This window comes from Streptomyces sp. NPDC045899 (genome assembly GCF_056431485.1).
This window is the reverse complement of the sequence record NZ_JBWKKP010000004.1, coordinates 474,393-491,493: the sequence shown is the minus strand read 5'-3', so window position 1 is coordinate 491,493 and position 17,101 is coordinate 474,393. Positions and strand designations below refer to the sequence as shown.

The following is a 17,101-nucleotide window of genomic DNA, read 5'->3' as shown; positions in this document are numbered from 1 at the left end:
GCAGCCATCCCCACACCACCAGCACCCGCATGAATCAACACCGACTCACCCGAACCCAACCCACCCAACTCCACCAACCCATACCAAGCCGTCAAAAACACCACCGGCACCCCAGCCGCCCGCCGAAAACCCCACCCACACGGAATCGGCACCACGGTGCGCGCGTCCGCGACGGCCACCGTTCCGAAGGCGCCCTCGAAGAGGCCCATGACCCGGTCGCCGACGGCGAGACCGGTGACCCCCGGTCCCACCTCCCGCACCACACCCGCGCCCTCGCTGCCGCCGAACTCCGCGCCACCGGGGTACATCCCCAGCACGATCAGCGCGTCGCGGAAGTTGACGCCCGCGGCGTGGACATCGATGCGTACCTGTCCCGGGCCCAGGGGCTCCAGCGCCTCCGGGCAGGCCACCGGGCGGACGCTGTCCACTGTCGCGGTGCCCTCGGCCGCCAGGCGCCACGCCCGGGCTCCCGCCGGGGGGACGAGGCCGGAAGTGCCCGCGGCGCGGACGAACCGGGGCACCAGCACCCGGCCGTCGCGCAACGCGAGCTGTGACTCGTCCAGTTCCAGGGCGCGTGCCATACCCCCGGCGAGGAGATTGGCTCCCGGCGCACCGTCGGGGGAGGTGTCATCCGGGTCCAGGTCGAGCAGCAGGAAGCGGCCCGGGTTCTCCGTCTGCGCGCTGCGGACCAGTCCCCAGAGCGCGGCTCCTGCCACGTCCACGGGTGCGGGCGCCTCGCCCGCGAGGATGCCGGTGGTGACGGCGCCACGGGTGGCGACCACCAAGGTGGCCTCGGCCAGCCGTGGTTCGGCCAGCCAGCCCTGGAGCAGGGCGAGCGTCCGCTCCGCGGAGGCCAGTCCCCCGGCCGCCAGGTCGCTCGCGCCGCTCTCGTCGGGCCCCGCCGGGTACGCCAGGACGGCGTCCGGGGTGGCCGCGCCGTCCTCCAGTGCGCGGACCAGTGCCTCCAGATCCGGATGGCGGGCCGCGGTGGGCATCACCATCGGTGTCCCGGTCCCCAGCACCGCCCAGTCGGCGGGGCGTGCCGGGCCGCTGTCGTCCGGGGTGGCCGGAACGGGCAAGGGGGTCCAGTCCAGGGCGAACAGCCCGTCCTCGCCGGACGGCCGGGCATTGCCCAGCCGCGCGGGGTCGGCCGGCCTCAGCACCACCGCGTCGGCGCTCAGCACCGGGGCCCCCACGGCGTCGGCCACGCTGACGCCGACGGTCCGTTCACCGTCTCCGCCGGACTCGCCGGGTGACAGCCGGATCCGCGCCCGGGTGGCCCCACCGGCCCACAGCGACACCCCGTTCCAGGTGAACGGCAGCCACACCCGGCCATCGGCCGTTCCCTCATGGTCCGCGGGCCGGTCGGTCAGGAGCACGGGGTGGAGCGCCGCATCGAGCAGTGCGGGGTGGACGCCGAATCCCGACGGCTCCCCGGCCGCCTCCGGCAGTTCCACCTCGGCGAGCAGATCCGCCCCGTCGCGCCACACCGCGCGCAGGCCCCGGAAGGAGGGCCCGTACGCATAGCCCGACGCCGCGACGCGCTCGTAGAAGTCGTCCAGTTCGACGGGTTCCGCACTCGCCGGGGGCCATACGCCACCCTGCTCCGCCCCGGGCGCCGGTGCCTGGTCCGGCGGGCTCAGCACACCGTCGGCATGACACACCCACCCGGCGTCGGGGCCGGAGGAGTCATCGGGACGCGAGTAGATCCGTATCCCGCGCCGTCCGTCGCCACCCAGTTCACCGACGGCCACCTGGAGGCGGAGCCCGCCCGAGGGCGGAAGCACCAGCGGCACCTGGAGCGCCAGTTCCTCCACACCGCCGCCGCCCACCTCGTCGGCCGCGCGCAGGGCCCACTCGACCAGGGCCGTACCGGGGACCAGGACGGTGTCCGCGACGACATGGTCACCGAGCCAGCCATGCGTCTGGGACGACAGCCTGCCGGTCAGCAATCCACCGCCGCCGTCGGCCAGTTCGAGCGAGGCGCTCAGCAACGGATGTCCGGCGGCGACGAGGCCGAGGTCCGCCGGGTCGGTGCCACGGTCGTTGAGCCCGTCCAGCCAGTACCGCAGGCGCTGGAAGGCGTAGGTGGGCAGGTCGACGGTACGGGGACGCGGGTCGGCGGGGAAGAACGGTGTCCAGTCCACCTCCACCCCGGCGGTGAACGCCTGTGCCAGCGACTGTGCCAGCTGCCGCGGGCCGCCTTCGTCACGGCGCAGCGTCGGTACCGTCACCGCCCGGATGTCGGCGTCCTCGAATGTCTCCTGCATCCCGACCGTCAGCACCGGATGGGTACTCGCCTCGATGAACACCCGGTGCCCGTCGGCCAGCAGCTCCGCGACGGCGTCGGCGAAGCGTACGCGTTCACGCAGGTTGGTCACCCAGTAGGCGGTGTCCAGAACGGTGGTGTCGGCGCGGCCGCCGGTCACCGTGGAGTAGAACGCCACGCCGGAGGACGGCTTCGGGCGGATACCGCTCAGAAGGTCGTGCAATTCGGCGGTGATCCGGTCGACCTGAGGGCTGTGCGAGGCGTAGTCCACCTCGATCAGCCGGGCCCGGTCGCCGTTCTCCTGGCATGCGGTGACCACGGCGGCCACCCGCTCGGGCGGGCCCGACACCACGGTGGAGGACGGCCCGTTGACGGCCGCGATCCCGACACCGTCGGCTGTCTCTCCCAGTCCGGAGAGCAGCCGGCCCGCCCGCTGCCGGCTGATCCCGAGCGAGGCCATCGCCCCGCCTCCGGCCAGTTTGCGCAGCGCCTGGCTGCGCAGCGCCACGATCCGCGCGCCGTCGTCCAGTGAGAGCGCGTCCGCCACCACCGCGGCGGCGATCTCGCCCTGGCTGTGGCCCACCACGGCGGCGGGCCGTACACCGTGTCCGGCCCAGACCGCGGCCAGTGACACCATCACCGCCCAGAGCACGGGCTGCACCACATCGACGCGGCCGAGGTCCGCGGCGCCGTCGGCACCTCGCAGCACCTCGGTCAGTGACCAGTCCACATAGGGGGCGAGGGCGCGTTCGCACTCGGCCACCCGCTCCGCGAACACCGGCGACGCCTCCAGCAGTCCGGCGCCCATGCCCACCCACTGCGACCCCTGGCCGGGGAACACCAGCACCGGGCCGGCATCGCCCGTGGTCGCGGCGGTTCCGGGAGCCGTCGCGCCGGGATGCGCGGTGCCCGCCGCCAGCGCCTCCACCGCGGCCATCAGCTCCGCACGGTCCTGCCCCACCACCACGGCCCGGTGCTCGAACACCGCACGTGTGGTGATCAGCGACCAGCCGACCTCGGAGGGCGAGGCCCCGCTGTCCCCCGCCATCCGCCCGGCCAGCGCCGCCGCCTGGGCCCGCAGCGCCTCGGCGCTCCGTGCGGAGAGCACCCACGGGAGCACCTCGCCGGGGCACTCGCCCGCGGCCACCGGCTCGTCCGTCTCCGGGGCCTGCTCCAGGATCAGATGGGCGTTGGTGCCGGAGACGCCGAAGGAGGAGACCGCGGCGCGGCGCGGCCGGTCCAGCGCGGGCCAGGCGCGGGGTTCGTCGAGGAGCCGGATACCGCTGCCGTCCCAGTCCACGTGCGGGGTGGGCTCGTCGAGGTGGAGGTTGGCGGGCAACTCCTCGTGGCGCAGGGCCATCACCATCTTGATCACGCCGGCGACACCGGCCGCGGCGTGGGTGTGGCCGATGTTGGACTTGAGCGAGCCGAGCAGCAGCGGGCGGTCGTCGGGCCGGTCCTGGCCGTAGGTGGCCATCAGCGCCTCGGCCTCGATCGGGTCACCCAGTTTGGTGCCGGTGCCGTGTGCTTCGACGGCGTCCACGTCGCCGGGCCCCAGTCCGGCGCCGGCGAGTGCCTGGCCGATGACGCGCTCCTGGGCGACGTCATTGGGCGCGGTGAGCCCGTTGCTGGCCCCGTCCTGGTTGATGGCCGAACCCCGGATGAGCGCGAGGACCCGGTGGCCGTTGCGCAGCGCGTCCGACAGCCGTTCCAGCACGACCAGGCCGACGCCCTCGGAGAAGCCGGTGCCGTCGGCGGTGGCGGCGAAGGACTTGCAGCGTCCGTCGGGGGCGAGTGCTCCCTGCCGGGTGAACTCGGTGAACATCACGGGGGTGGCGAGGGAGGTGACGCCACCGGCCAGCACGAGGGTGCACTCGCCCTGCCGGAGTGCCTGGCAGCCCAGATGCATGGCCACCAGTGAGGCCGAACACGCGGTGTCCACGGTCACCGCGGGCCCCTCAAGACCCAAGGTGTACGCGACCCGGCCGGAGATCACGCTGGTCAGGCTGCCGGTGGTGGCGTACCCCTCGAAGCCCTCCGGGATCCGGGGCGCACGGGCCAGATAGTCCTGACTGGACACCCCGGCGTAGACACCGGTGCGGCTGCCCTTCAGTGAGTGGGGGTCGATCCCGGCCCGCTCGAGCGCTTCCCAGGCGGACTCCAGGACCAGCCGCTGCTGGGGGTCCATCGCCAGCGCCTCACGGGGGCTGATGCCGAAGAACGCCGCGTCGAACCGGTCGGCCGCGATGAACCCGCCCTGGCGGACACAGCTGGTCCCGTAGTGCTCCGGGTCGGGGTGGTAGAGGCCGTCGAGGTCCCAGCCGCGGTCCGTGGGGAAGTCACCGATGGCGTCGACCCCCGCGACGAGCAGGTCCCACAGCTCCTCCGGGGAGGTGACCCCACCGGGGAAGCGGCAGGCCATGCCCACCACGGCCACCGGCTCCTGCGCACGCTCCTCCACCTCGCGCAACCGCAGCCGCGTGTCATGCAGATCGGCGGAGACGCGCTTGAGGTACTCGACGAGTTTCTCTTCGTTCGCCATGGGGGTCACCCGGCCTTCAGCGTTCGTGGCGCCCAGCACATTCAGGACACACCAAGCTCGTTGTCGATAAAGTCAAGGACCTGATCCGCGGACGCGGACTCCAGCCGTTCCGCGGCGCTCGGTCCGGCCTCGGAACGGTGGTGGGACGGGCTGGATCGCACCGGTACGGCCACCGGGGCGGGGGACGTGGCGGAGCCGGTATCCCCGGGTGCGAGCCGCCCCACCAGGTGGTTCGCCACCCCCGCCGGGGTCGGATGACGGAAGATGAGCGCCGCGGGCAGCCGCAGCGCGGTGGCGGCGGCGAGACGGTCGCGCAGTTCCACGGCGGTGAGGGATTCGAAACCCAGCTCCTTGAAGCTGGCCTCGGGATGCACGGCCCCGGCGTCGGAGTGCCCCAGCACGGTGGCGGCGTGGTCTCGGACCAGCTGGAGGACCTGCCGGTACCGGTCCGCCGCGGACAGCTCCGCCAGCCGGGCGGCCCAGTCGACGGTCGGGGCACCGGTGGCTGCCGCGGTACGCCGCCGCACGTTCGGGCCGCCGTCGGCGGTGGCCGTGGGACGCGCGGATGGGGTGTGCGGGTCCGTGGGGTTCAGCAGGCTCGGCCCGGCCGGGCGGATCGCCAGCGCCTCGACGCTCAGCACCGGCGCCCCCACGGCGTCGGCGACCACCACGCGCAGCTCCCGGCCGCCGTCCGGACCGGGCGGTGGCACGGTGAGCCGTACCCGTACGGTGGTCGCTCCGGCCGCCCACAGCGACACACCGCCGTAGGCGAACGGCAGCCACACCTGTTCCCGGTGCGCCTCGTCGGTGTCCAGCAGCAGCGGATGCAGCACGGCGTCCAGCAGCGCGGGGTGAATGCCGAACTCCTCCGGTGTCCCGGCGGGTTCCGGCAGTTCCACCTCGGCGAACAGGTCATGACCGGAACGCCACAGCGCATGCAGCCCCTGGAAGGCCGGGCCGTAGCCGTATCCCGCGGCGGCGAGACGGCGGTAGCACCCGTCGGTGTCCACCGGTCGTGCGTCCGGCGGCGGCCAGGCGCCGGTCAGCTGCGCCTCCGGGTCCTCGGGGACGGGCGGGCCGAGGAGGCCCACCGCGTGGCACGTCCACTCGGCGTCAGGGGCTCCGGGGTGCGCCGCGCCCTCGGGGCAGCCGTACACGGCCACGTCATGGCGTCCGTCGTCACCGCCCTGACCCACGACCACCTGGATCCGCAGTCCGCCGGTCGCGGGCCAGACCATCGGCCGGCGCAGGGTGAGTTCGGCCAGTTCGCCGCAGCCGACCTCGTCGGCGGCCCGTAGCACCCACTCCACGAGCGCGGCCCCGGGCACCAGGGTCACCCCGGCCACCGTGTGGTCGCTCAGCCAGGGATGGGTCTGTGCCGAGAGACGACCCGTCAGGACGTGGCCGCTGCCGTCCGCGAGCCGCACCGCGGCACCGAGCTGGGGATGTCCTGTGGCGGTCAGTCCGAGACCGGCCGGATCACCGCCCCGGCCACCGGTGGTCTCGAGCCAGTAGCGTTCGCGCTGGAAGGCATAGGTGGGCAGGTCGACGGTGCGCGGCGGCGGGCCGGCCGGGAACGCGGCCGTCCAGTCCACGGTGACCCCGGCGGTGAACGCCTGCGCCACCGACCGTATGAGCTGCGCCGGATCGCCGTGGTCACGGCGCAGGGTGGGCACCGCGGCGGCGTCGGTCCCGGTCTGTTCGAAGGTCTCGCGCATGCCCATGGTGAGCACCGGATGGGTACTGGCCTCGATGAACACCCGGTGCCCCGCGACCAGCAGCGCCTCGACGGTGTCCGCGAACCGCACCTGCTCCCGGAGGTTGCGCACCCAGTATCCGGTGTCCAGCGCCTGGCCGCCGATCCGGCCGCCGGTCACGGTCGAGTAGAACGCCACCTCGTCGGCGCCCGCGGAAAGGGGTTCGATCCCGGCCAGCAGCGTGGTGAGTTCACCGGTGATGCGGTCGACCTGGGGGCTGTGCGAGGCGTAGTCCACCTCGATCAGCCGGGCCCGCTCCCCGTCCTTCTGGCACTCCTCCACCACCACGGCCACCTGCTCGGGCGGGCCGGACACCACGAGGGACTCCGGTCCGTTGACGGCCGCCACCACCACCGTGTCCGTCCGGTCGCCGAGCCGGAGCAGCAGCTCGGCCGCCCGTTCCCGGCCGAGTCCGAGCGAGGCCATGGCGCCGTCGCCCGCGAGGCGCCGCAGCGCCCGGCTGCGCAGGGCCACGACACGGGCGGCGTCGTCCAGGGAGAGCGCGCCCGCCACCACGGCCGCCGCGATCTCGCCCTGGCTGTGGCCCACTACGGCCGCGGGGCGGACGCCGTGGGCGGCCCATACGGCGGCGAGGGACACCATGGCCGCCCAGAGCACCGGCTGGACGACGTCGACCCGGCCGAGGTCGGCTGCGCCCTCGCAGCCGCGCAGCACATCGCTCAACGACCAGTCCACATAGGGGCTCAGCGCCCGCTCGCATTCGGCCACCCGCTCCGCGAACACCGGGGAGCCGTCGAGGAGCGCCGCGCCCATCCTCGGCCACTGTGAGCCCTGCCCGGGGAACACCAGGACCGGTCCCGCGCCGGAGTCGGTCCCCGCACCGGGGTGGACGGCTCCGGGTCCCACCACGGCGGGGTGGTTCTCCTCCCCGGCCAGCGCCGCGAGGGCCGCCGACAGGGTGTCGCGGTCCTCGCCCACGAGCACGGCCCGGTGCTCGAACACCGAACGGGTGCCGGTCAGGGACCAGCCGATGTCCGCGGGGGGAATCCCGGGCATGGCGGCCAGCCGGCCGGCCAGCGCGCGGGCCTGGCCGCGCAGGGCCTTCGCGCTCCGCGCGGACAGCACCCACGGCACCGCACCGTGCGGTGCGCGCACCGGCACGACGGCCGTGGCACCGTCGGGACACGCGGGCTCGGGGACCGTGACACCGCCGGGGCGTGCGGGATCGGGGGCCTGTTCCACGATCACATGCGCGTTGGTACCGCTGATACCGAAGGAGGACACGGCCGCCCGGCGTGCACGCTCGGTGTCCGGCCAGCTCACCGCTTCGGTCAGCAGCCGCACCGCGCCGCTGTCCCATGCGACATGGGGGCTGGGCGCGTCGATGTGCAGGGAGGCCGGAAGGGTTCCGTGGCGCAGCGCCATCACCATCTTGATGACACCGGCCACGCCCGCCGCGGCCTGGGTGTGGCCGATGTTCGACTTCAACGAGCCCAGCCACAGCGGGCGGTCCCCGGGCCGGTCCCGGCCGTAGGTGGCCAGCAGCGCCTGGGCCTCGATCGGGTCGCCGAGGGTGGTGCCCGTCCCGTGTGCCTCGACGGCGTCCACTTCGGACGGCTCGAGTCCGGCGGCGGCCAGGGCGGCGCGGATCACCCGCTGCTGGGAGGGGCCGTTCGGGGCGGTGAGCCCGTTGGAGGCGCCGTCCTGGTTGACCGCGGAGCCCCGGATCAGCGCCAGCACCGGATGGCCGTGACGCCGTGCGTCGGAGAGCCGTTCCAGCAGGACCAGTCCCGCTCCCTCGGCCCAGCCGGTGCCGTCGGCCGCCGCGGCGAAGGGTTTGCACCGTCCGTCCGGGGCGAGTCCGCGCTGACGTGAGAAGCCGGTGAACATGCCCGGGGCGGCCATCACGGTGACCCCTCCGGCCAGGGCGAGCGAACAGTCGCCACGCCGCAGCGACTGCGCGGCCAGGTGCAGGGCCACCAGCGAGGAGGAGCACGCGGTGTCCACCGAGACCGCGGGGCCTTCGAGTCCGAAGGTGAAGGCCACCCGTCCGGACACCACGCTCGGGGTGCCTCCGGTGAGCAGATGGCCGTCAAGGCCCTTGGGCGCCTCGTGCAGCCGCGGGCCGTAGTCCTGGGGCATCACCCCGACGAACACCCCGGTGGGGCTGGCCTTGAGGTCGGTGGCGCGCAGCCCGGCCCGTTCGAACGCCTCCCACGCGGTCTCCAGCAGCAGCCGCTGCTGGGGGTCGGCAGCGAGCGCCTCGCGCGGGCTGATGCCGAAGAACTCCGCGTCGAACCGCGCCGCGTCGTAGAGGAACCCGCCCTCGTGGGCGTAGCTGGTACCGGGACGGTCCGGGTCGGGGTCGAAGAGCGCGGCCAGGTCCCAGCCTCGGTCGCGGGGGAACTCCCCGATGGCGTCCGCCCCTTCGGACACCAGATGCCACAGCGCCTCCGGTGTGTCGGCACCGCCCGGGTAGCGGCAGCTCATGGCGACCACGGCGATGGGATCGTCGTCGGGGTGCGCGGTGGACGGAAGGTGGGTGGAGGGGGCGGACGGGGCAGCCGGTGCGGTGGCTTCGCGCAGATGCGCGGCGACGGCGAGAGGTGTCGGGTGGTCGAAGGTGAGGGTGGCGGTGAGGGGCAGACCGGTGGCGTCGGCGAGCCGTTCGCCGAGTTCGGTCGCGGCCAGCGAGTCGAAGCCCAGCTCCTTGAAGGTGAGTCCGGGGTCGACGGCGCGCGGATCGGGATGTCCCAGGACGGCGGCCACCTGGGTACGGACGGTGTCCAGGGGGTCCGCGGGGCGCGCCGGGGCCGGTCCCGGGCCGGGCCGTGCGGCGTTCACCCCGGTGGCGGGCGGGAGGTCCGGGGCGGCCCCGCCCGTGGAGTCCGGCCAGTGGCGCTCGCGCTGGAAGGCGTAGGTCGGGAGGGCCACATGCCGGCGGGGCCGTTCGGCGAAGGCCCGCTCCCAGCACACCTCGGCGCCCCGTACGTACGCCTGGGCGAGGGCGGTGGCGAAGGTCCGTGGCTCGGAACGGTCGCGGCGCAGCACGGCGAGGGCGGCGGGGCGGGGCTGTCCGGGGGCGGTGCCGGGGTGGTCCGCGAGGCATTCGCGGGTCATGGCGGCGAGGAGGCCGTCGGGGCCGAGTTCGACGAAGGTGGTGGCGCCCGTGTCGCGGAGGGTGTGCACACCGTCCAGGAACCGGACCGCGTCACGGGCGTGCCGCGCCCAGTAGTCGGGCGAGGCGAGCTGCTCGGCGGTGGCGATCCGGCCGGTCACGTTGGAGACGACGGGGATGGCCGGGGCTGCGAACGTCAGCCCGGCGGCCACCTGACGCAGTTCGTCGAGGACGGCGTCCATATGGGGTGAGTGGAAGGCGTGGCTGACCTTGAGCCGGTGCGCTTTGCGGCCGCGGTCCCGCCAGGCTTCGGTGGCCCGGTGGACGGCGTCGCGGTCCCCGGAGACCACCACGGAAGAGGGGCCGTTGACGGCGGCGATGGTGAGGCGGTCCGCCGCTCCGGCGAGCGCCTCGGTGGCCTCCTCCTCCGTCGCCTGCCACGCGGCCATCGCGCCGGGGGCCGTGACCGACTGCATGAGGCGGCCGCGGGCGGCGACCAGGGCGCAGGCGTCGGGCAGGGAGAGCACCCCGGCCACATGGGCGGCGGTGAGCTCGCCGACGGAGTGTCCCATCAGGCAGTCGGGACGCAGTCCCCAGCTCTCGGCCAGCCGGTACAGGGCCACTTCGATGGCGAACAGCGCGGGCTGGGTGTACGCGGTCCGGTCCAGCGCCGTGGTGTCGCGGTCGAACATCACCTCGCGCAGGGGCAGGTCCAGATGGGGGTCCAGATGGGCGCACGCGTCGTCCAGGGCGATGGCGAAGACGGGATGGGCGGTGTACAGCTCCCGGCCCATGGCGGCGCGCTGGCTGCCCTGGCCGCTGAAGAGCACCGCGAGTCCACCGTCGGCCACCCGGCCCCGGACGAGCCCCGCGGTCTCGGTCTCCCGGGCGAGCGCGTCCAGTCCACGGGACAGCGCGTCGGCGTCCTCCTCATCGCCGAGGACCACGGCGCGGTGGGGGAACGCGGTCCGGGTGGTGACCAGGGCGTGCCCGATGTCCTCCGGTGTGGCACGGGGATGGTCGTCCGCGGCGAGGTGCTCACGCAGCCGTACGGCCTGGGCGCGCAGGGCCGCGGGGCTCTTGGCGGAGAGCACCCACGGCACGGGCCCCGCAGCGGCGGCGGGGTGGTGACCGGTGGTTCCCGGAGCCGCACCGGACGGCTCGGCGAAGGCGGTGGCGGGGGCGGGGGCTTCGGCGGAGGCGGGGGCTTCGGCCAGCACCAGATGGCAGTTGGTCCCGCCCATGCCGAAGGAGCTGACCCCGGCGAGCAGTGGCCGGTCCGGACGGGGCCAGTCGGTGAGCGTGTCCTGGACCCGCAGTCCGAGGTCGGCCAGCGGAATGCGCGGATGGGGTGTGACGTAGTGGAGGCTGGGCGGGAGCTGCCGGTGACGGATGGCGAGGGCGGTCTTGAGCAGGCCGACGATTCCGGCGGCGCCCTCGAGGTGGCCGATGTTGGTCTTGGCGGAGCCGACGCGCAGCGCGGTGCCGTCGGTCCGGGCACCGCCGAAGGCGGCGCCGAGCGCGGTGGCTTCGACCGGATCGCCCACGGGGGTTCCGGTGCCGTGGAGTTCGACGTACTGGACGTCCCCGGGCGAGACACCCGCCCGCCGGTGCGCGGCGCGGATGACCTCTTCCTGGGCCCGCGGGCTGGGCGCGGTGAGACCGTCGGTGGAGCCGTCGTTGTTCACCGCGCCGGAGCGGATGACGCAGTGGATGTCGTCACCGTCGCGGAGGGCGGCGTCGAGTGGTTTGAGCAGGACGACACCGCCGCCCTCACCCCGGACGAAGCCGTTGGCCCGGGCGTCGAAGGTGTGGCAGCGGCCGTCCGGGGAGAGTCCGCCGAACTGGGCGGCGGCCGCCTCCATGCTGTCCTCGGTGAGGATGAGGTTGACCCCGCCGGCGAGGGCCAGGGTGCACTCCTGGCGGCGCAGGCTCTCGCATGCGGTGTGCACGGCCACCAGCGCGGAGGACTGTGCGGTGTCCACCGTGATGCTGGGGCCACGCAGTCCGTACCCGTAGGAGACACGGTTGGCGATGATGCTGCGGTGCACTCCGGTCATCGCGTGCCGGGGGCGGGCGCCGGTGGGGTGCCCGCGCAGCAGGGTGGCGTATTCGTCCCAGATGGCGCCCACGAACACACCGGTGGCACTGCCCTCCATCGCTCCGGGGCGGATTCCGGCGTCCTCGAACACCTCCCAGGCGAGTTCGAGCATCAGCCGCTGCTGGGGGTCCATGGTCACCGCTTCGCGCGGCGGAATGCCGAAGAAACCGGCGTCGAAGGTGTCGACGCGGTCCAGGAATCCACCGGACCAGGCCGTCCGCTGACGGCTCTGACCGGCGGTGGCCGCGTCGTCGGAGGGGGCCCCGTCGTCAGAGGGGGCGCCGGTGCGGCGGCGGTCGGCGGGCATCGTGGTGATGGCGTCGCCGCCCTGCCGCAACAGCCGCCAGAACGCGGACGGGCTGGGCGACCCGGGCAGTCGGCAGGCCATGCCCACCACGGCGACGGGTTCCGCGGGCTGAGGTGTCCGGGTGGACGCGGCGCTATCCATCACACTGCTCGGGGCGCTGGGAAATGGTGTGTGTCCTTGGTCATGGGAGGCACTCCCGCTCCGGATTGATGATCGGTGCGAGCACATCGCCCATCCTGGGGCGCAGGTCTAAAGGCACACCAAAAAGATGGGCGGCCGGTCACTTTAGAGACGCGTTAACGGCACCCCGGATCATGAGTTGACGGGTGGGCCCGTACCGGGCCCGTGATGGCCGACCGGAGCTTCCGAGAATCAGGAGGAGCCCATGACATCCCCCTCATCCGTACCGCCCGACGGCACGGTGTCGGACTACTACAGCGCGCTCGGACCCCTGTTGCAGATGGCGTGGGACGACAACTTCCACTTCGGCTACTGGGACGGACCGTCAGACACCAGTTCGGTGGAGGAAGCCACGGACCGCTTCACCGATCTGCTCATCGAACGACTGCGAGTGGGCCCGGGAGACCGGGTACTGGATGCCGGCTGCGGTATCGGGAAACCCGCGATGCGGGTGGCGACCGCCACCGGTGCCAATGTCGTGGGCATCACGATCAGTGAGCTCCAGGTCAAACAGGCGACCGAATCCGCCCGGATCGAGCAGCTGTCCGATCGGGTGTCATTCCAATACGCCGATGCCATGGCCACGTCTTTTGACGATGCGTCATTCGACGCCGTACTCGCATTCGAGTCGATCAATCACATGGACCGGCCGACGGCGCTGCGGGAGATGGCCCGGCTGCTGCGGCCGGGAGGGCGGCTGGTGCTGACGGACGTGACGCCGCCGAGCGACGGCAGCTACCGGCCGGAGGACGATCCGAAGGTCGTCACCTCACTGACCCAGCTGGCGGACTGGCCCGGCCTGATCAGCGACGCGGGGCTGACGCTCGATGAACTCACCGACGTCACCGAGCACACGAAGGACACCGCGAACCGCATGATCGACGGCATCATCCGCTGCCGCCGGGAGTTCGAGCAGCGGCACGGGGTCAGCGTCCAGGAAGTGCTCGACGCCGCCAAGTCGGCGCTGCCGACGGTGCCCAGCGCCGGATGCGCGATCGTGGTCGCCCACAAACCCTGAAGGCACGGAATCCGACGTTTTTCCCAAACGTTCGGTAGGGGTACCGCCCCCCCTGGTGTCAGGGATTACCCACCCCTCATCAGCGTCATGACAACCCTAGATCTCGTTGAAGGCGCTTGTCCCGGCCGTTGCGGTCCGCGTACTCTCATCGCGGACCGCAACACCGTGGGATCCAAGAAATCCGGACCCCGATCTTCCGGAAATGCTCGAGAAGAAATCCGATCCGTACCGACCATGCGGAACGGCGTCAAGATCTCGTATCGCACGGTTGTCCCCGCCAACGAGAGCCCCGTATTGTCTCGAACCGGGGACGACGCCTCGAGGATGCTTATATCCGGATTCAAGGCGGGGTGGATAGTCATAGGACGCGTTGACGACTTTGGGGCACCTGCCGTGGCACATCGGACTCGTCCGTTCTCTCCATCACCGGCAGGTCCGCAATAAATGAGGGGTGAGTAATGGCAGTCGCGAACGACGTGACTCCGTGGGTCCGGCGGCACCGTCCGTCTCCGTGCCACGAGGCACACCGGGACCACCTTTCACACGTGGACGGCTCGGCGGTTTCCCGCTTCTTCCCATCCCCCCCGGGGCTGCGCGGCCCCGGGACCAGGAGACCGGCACACCGCCCGGGCGGCCCGGGTCCGCGGCCGGAACGGCACGCCAGAGACCGCCCCGCCCGCATGCCCACCGCACCCGTCGGCCACTGGGATGGGACGTACTGTGCGATATGAGATCATGGGGCCTCTCCGGGTGGTCGAGGGGGAGAAGAAATTAACCATCAGGGCCCGAAAGATCGAGGTCCTGCTGACGGTCCTTCTGGTCCGCGCCGACCAGGTGGTTCCGATCGACCAGCTCATCGCGGAGATCTGGGGAGAGGACCCGCCGCGGCGGGCCATCGCCGGACTCCACGTATATGTCTCGCAGATTCGCAAGTTTCTGCGCCGCCCCTGCCGGAGCGAAAGCCCGGTACAGACCCGGACCCCCGGATATGTCCTGCAACTGGGGTCCGACGAACTCGACTTCCATTGTTTCGAACGCCTGGTGGGCGAGGGCCGGAACCACCTCCGGGACGGCCGCTACAAGCAGGCGACCACCAGCTTCGAATCCGCACTCGACCTCTGGCGTGACCCGCTGCTGGACGACGTTTGCCACGGTCCGATCCTCGAGGGATTTCAGACCTGGTTGAAAGAGGCCCGTCTGGAGTGCGTCGAGATGCTGACGGATTCCCGGCTTATGCTCGGCCGCCACCGCGAACTGGTCAGCGATCTCTACCAGCTGACCACCGAGCACCCCTTGCGGGAAGCGCTGCACCGCCAGTTGATGCTCGCGCTCTACCGCTGCGGCCGCCGGGCGGATGCCCTGCACGTCTACCAGGCCGCGCGCAAGACACTCAACGAAGAACTCGGGCTGGAGCCCTGCCGGGCCCTCCAGGACATGCAGCGGGCCATCCTCACCTCGGATGACCGGCTTGAACTGCAGGTCCCCGCGTAGGCAACCGGCGGACGGACAAAGGGGGATGTATGAATGAACAGATCGGTTTCCTGACCGGCGCAACCGAGGTCGACATCCTGCTCGAGGGCGGTCCGGACGACCTGCCACGGGCTCACCAGGCCGTGCGGTCGACCCTCGACTCCGGAAGACTCAAGATCCAGCACCGTGATGGGTACGAGCACTTCGAACTCGTCGGCGGCGCGGATGACTTCAGCCCCGCGACCTTCCGCTGGACCGGGCGGACGAAGATCGCGGAATAGCACCCCTCCGGCCCGGGGACAGCCGTCGGTGACTGTCCCCGGGCCGGACCGCTGGTGTCCGCCCGTACGTCCCAGCGACATCCGTCGGCTTCCCGCCGGCCAGTCGACGTTCCCAGCGACCAGGAGGTCCGCGTGCTCACCCCACGATGGCGCGGGGTCGTGATCGCGCTCGCGGTGGCGACGTCCCTCGCCACCCTGCCCGCCGTCCCGGCGGCGGCCCGCACCCCGGCCGCACCGTCGGCCGGCGTGGCCAACGGCCGCACCCAGCCGGTCTTCTCCTACCAGGACGCCGTCCGCGAGCACATCATGGTCCAGACCCCCGTCGACAGCGACGGGGACGGGCACAAGGACCGGGCCGCCGTCGACATCATCCGCCCCAGGGAGACGGAGCGGGGACTCAAGGTGCCGACCATCATGATGGCCAGCCCCTACAGCGACACCGTCGGGCGTGGTTTCGAGGCGGAGAAGAAGTCCTGGGACACCCAGGGCAACCCGGTGGACTTCCCGCTGTTCTACGACAACTACTTCGTACCGCGCGGCTACGCCGTCGTGGATGTCGACTCCACCGGAACGGGCAGATCGGACGGGTGCCCGACGGTCGGCGGACCCTCCGACGTGGCGGCGGCGAAGTCGGCCGTGGACTGGCTCGGCGGACGCGCGAAGGCGTACCGGGCGGATGGCAGCGAGGTCAAGGCCACCTGGTCCACCGGCAAGGCCGGGATGATCGGCCACTCCTTCGAGGGCACCCTCGCCAACGCGGTGGCCGGGACCGGAGTGGAGGGCCTGGAGACCATCGTCCCGATATCGGCGATCAGTTCATGGTACGACTTCGCCCGTCACAACGGCGCCAAGCACTGGAACGGCTTCGGCCCCTGGCTGGCCGGTGAGCTGGACTCCGACCCCGACACCAAGTGCCAGGCGGTCCGCGACGCGCTCGCCGCCGGTGAGGACGACGCCACCGGCAATTACAACGCCTACTGGCACGAGCGCAACTACCTGGCGCCCCCCGCGCCCGAGGCGGGCAAGGTCCGTGCCAGTGTGTTCGCGGTCCACGATGTCAACGACTACAACGTGCGCATCGACCAGTTCGCCAACTGGTGGGCGCCGCTGGCACAGCGCGATGTGCCGCGCAAGCTGTGGCTCGGACGCTACGGGCACACCGATCCCTTCGACTGGCCCGGACGGCGGGCTCAGTGGGTGTCCACCGTGCACCGCTGGTTCGACCACTGGCTCTACGGTCTCCAGAACGGGATCATGGACGAGCCCCGGGTCGACCTCCAGACGGGGCCGGAGAGCTGGACCACACAGGCCGACTGGCCCGCACACACCTCCTCGGTGTCGCTGCGGCCCGCGTCCGACGGCTCCCTGTCGCCCCGGGCTGCCCAGGGCACCGGGTCCTTCACGGACCTCAAGCTCAGCGAGGCCGAGCTGAGTGCCGACCCCTCGACGGCGCGGCCCGGGCGGCTGGCGTTCGTCACCCCGCCGTTGCCGAATACGGTACGGCTGTCCGGCACGCCCACCGTGGACCTGCGGGTCTCCCTGGACAAGCCGACGTCGAACCTCACCGCCCTGCTGGTCGACTACGGCGAGGACGAACGGATCGACTGGGCGCGGAACGACCCGCAGAACGGGATCCACGACGGTCTGCGGGGGCTCTCCGAGGAGTCCTGCCACGGCGAGAGCACCGCCCAGGACGACGCCTGCTACCGGAAGACCGCCTCGGTGACGGCCACCAAGCCGTTCGAGGTGATCGCCCGTGGCTGGATGGACGCGCAGAACCGCCACTCGGCCGGCACTGCTGAGCCGATGACCCCCGGGGAGTACGCCCGGATCACCTGGCGGACCCTGCCGAACGACTACCGCCTCAAGCCGGGGCACCGGCTGGGGCTGGTCATCGGCGGCACCGACGCCGACTTCCTCTACTTCGAGGACCCGACCGCGGCCAAGGTGACGGTGGACCTGGGCGCCAGCCGGATCACCGTACCGGTGACCACGACGAGCGGCGCCAACGCGCTCACCGCGAAGCGGCGTTGACCGAGGGGACGCACCCCGAAGGGACGCACCTCGAGAAGACGCAAAGGACCATGCCGATGAGGC

The 17,101-nt window shown here is 72.3% G+C and carries 6 protein-coding genes; 4 read left to right on the top strand and 2 right to left on the bottom strand.

All coding sequences use genetic code 11. The features are described from left to right. The coding region (locus tag AC07FT_RS09000; protein ID WP_479175181.1) for a beta-ketoacyl synthase N-terminal-like domain-containing protein at nucleotides 1-4,811 on the bottom strand (4,811 nt) is incomplete at its 3' end. Between the two features lie 41 nt (nucleotides 4,812-4,852). After that, entirely contained in the window at nucleotides 4,853-12,196 is a 7,344-nt protein-coding gene (locus tag AC07FT_RS08995) for a type I polyketide synthase (protein ID WP_479175179.1), read from the bottom strand. 244 nt (nucleotides 12,197-12,440) lie between these two features. Between AC07FT_RS08995 and AC07FT_RS08990 the strand changes: the two genes are divergently transcribed. The 4 genes from AC07FT_RS08990 (at nucleotide 12,441) to AC07FT_RS08975 (ending at nucleotide 17,038) form a co-directional block, all read left to right on the top strand. Next, nucleotides 12,441-13,253: an SAM-dependent methyltransferase gene (locus AC07FT_RS08990; RefSeq protein ID WP_471198355.1), complete on the top strand. Its 813-nt coding sequence runs from the start codon at nucleotides 12,441-12,443 to the stop codon at nucleotides 13,251-13,253. Nucleotides 13,254-13,973: 720 nt separating this feature from the next. Beyond that, on the top strand, nucleotides 13,974-14,744 hold the full coding sequence (locus AC07FT_RS08985; protein ID WP_471198358.1) for an AfsR/SARP family transcriptional regulator: 771 nt from the start codon (nucleotides 13,974-13,976) through the stop codon (nucleotides 14,742-14,744). A 29-nt stretch (nucleotides 14,745-14,773) separates the two neighbouring features. Next, nucleotides 14,774-15,004 (top strand): DUF5988 family protein, encoded by a 231-nt coding sequence (locus tag AC07FT_RS08980; protein WP_471198360.1) that lies wholly within the window; start codon nucleotides 14,774-14,776, stop codon nucleotides 15,002-15,004. Nucleotides 15,005-15,136: 132 nt separating this feature from the next. After that, a complete protein-coding gene (locus AC07FT_RS08975) occupies nucleotides 15,137-17,038 on the top strand; it encodes a Xaa-Pro dipeptidyl-peptidase (RefSeq protein ID WP_479175176.1) in 1,902 nt (633 codons plus the stop codon). Nucleotides 17,039-17,101 lie beyond the last annotated feature (63 nt).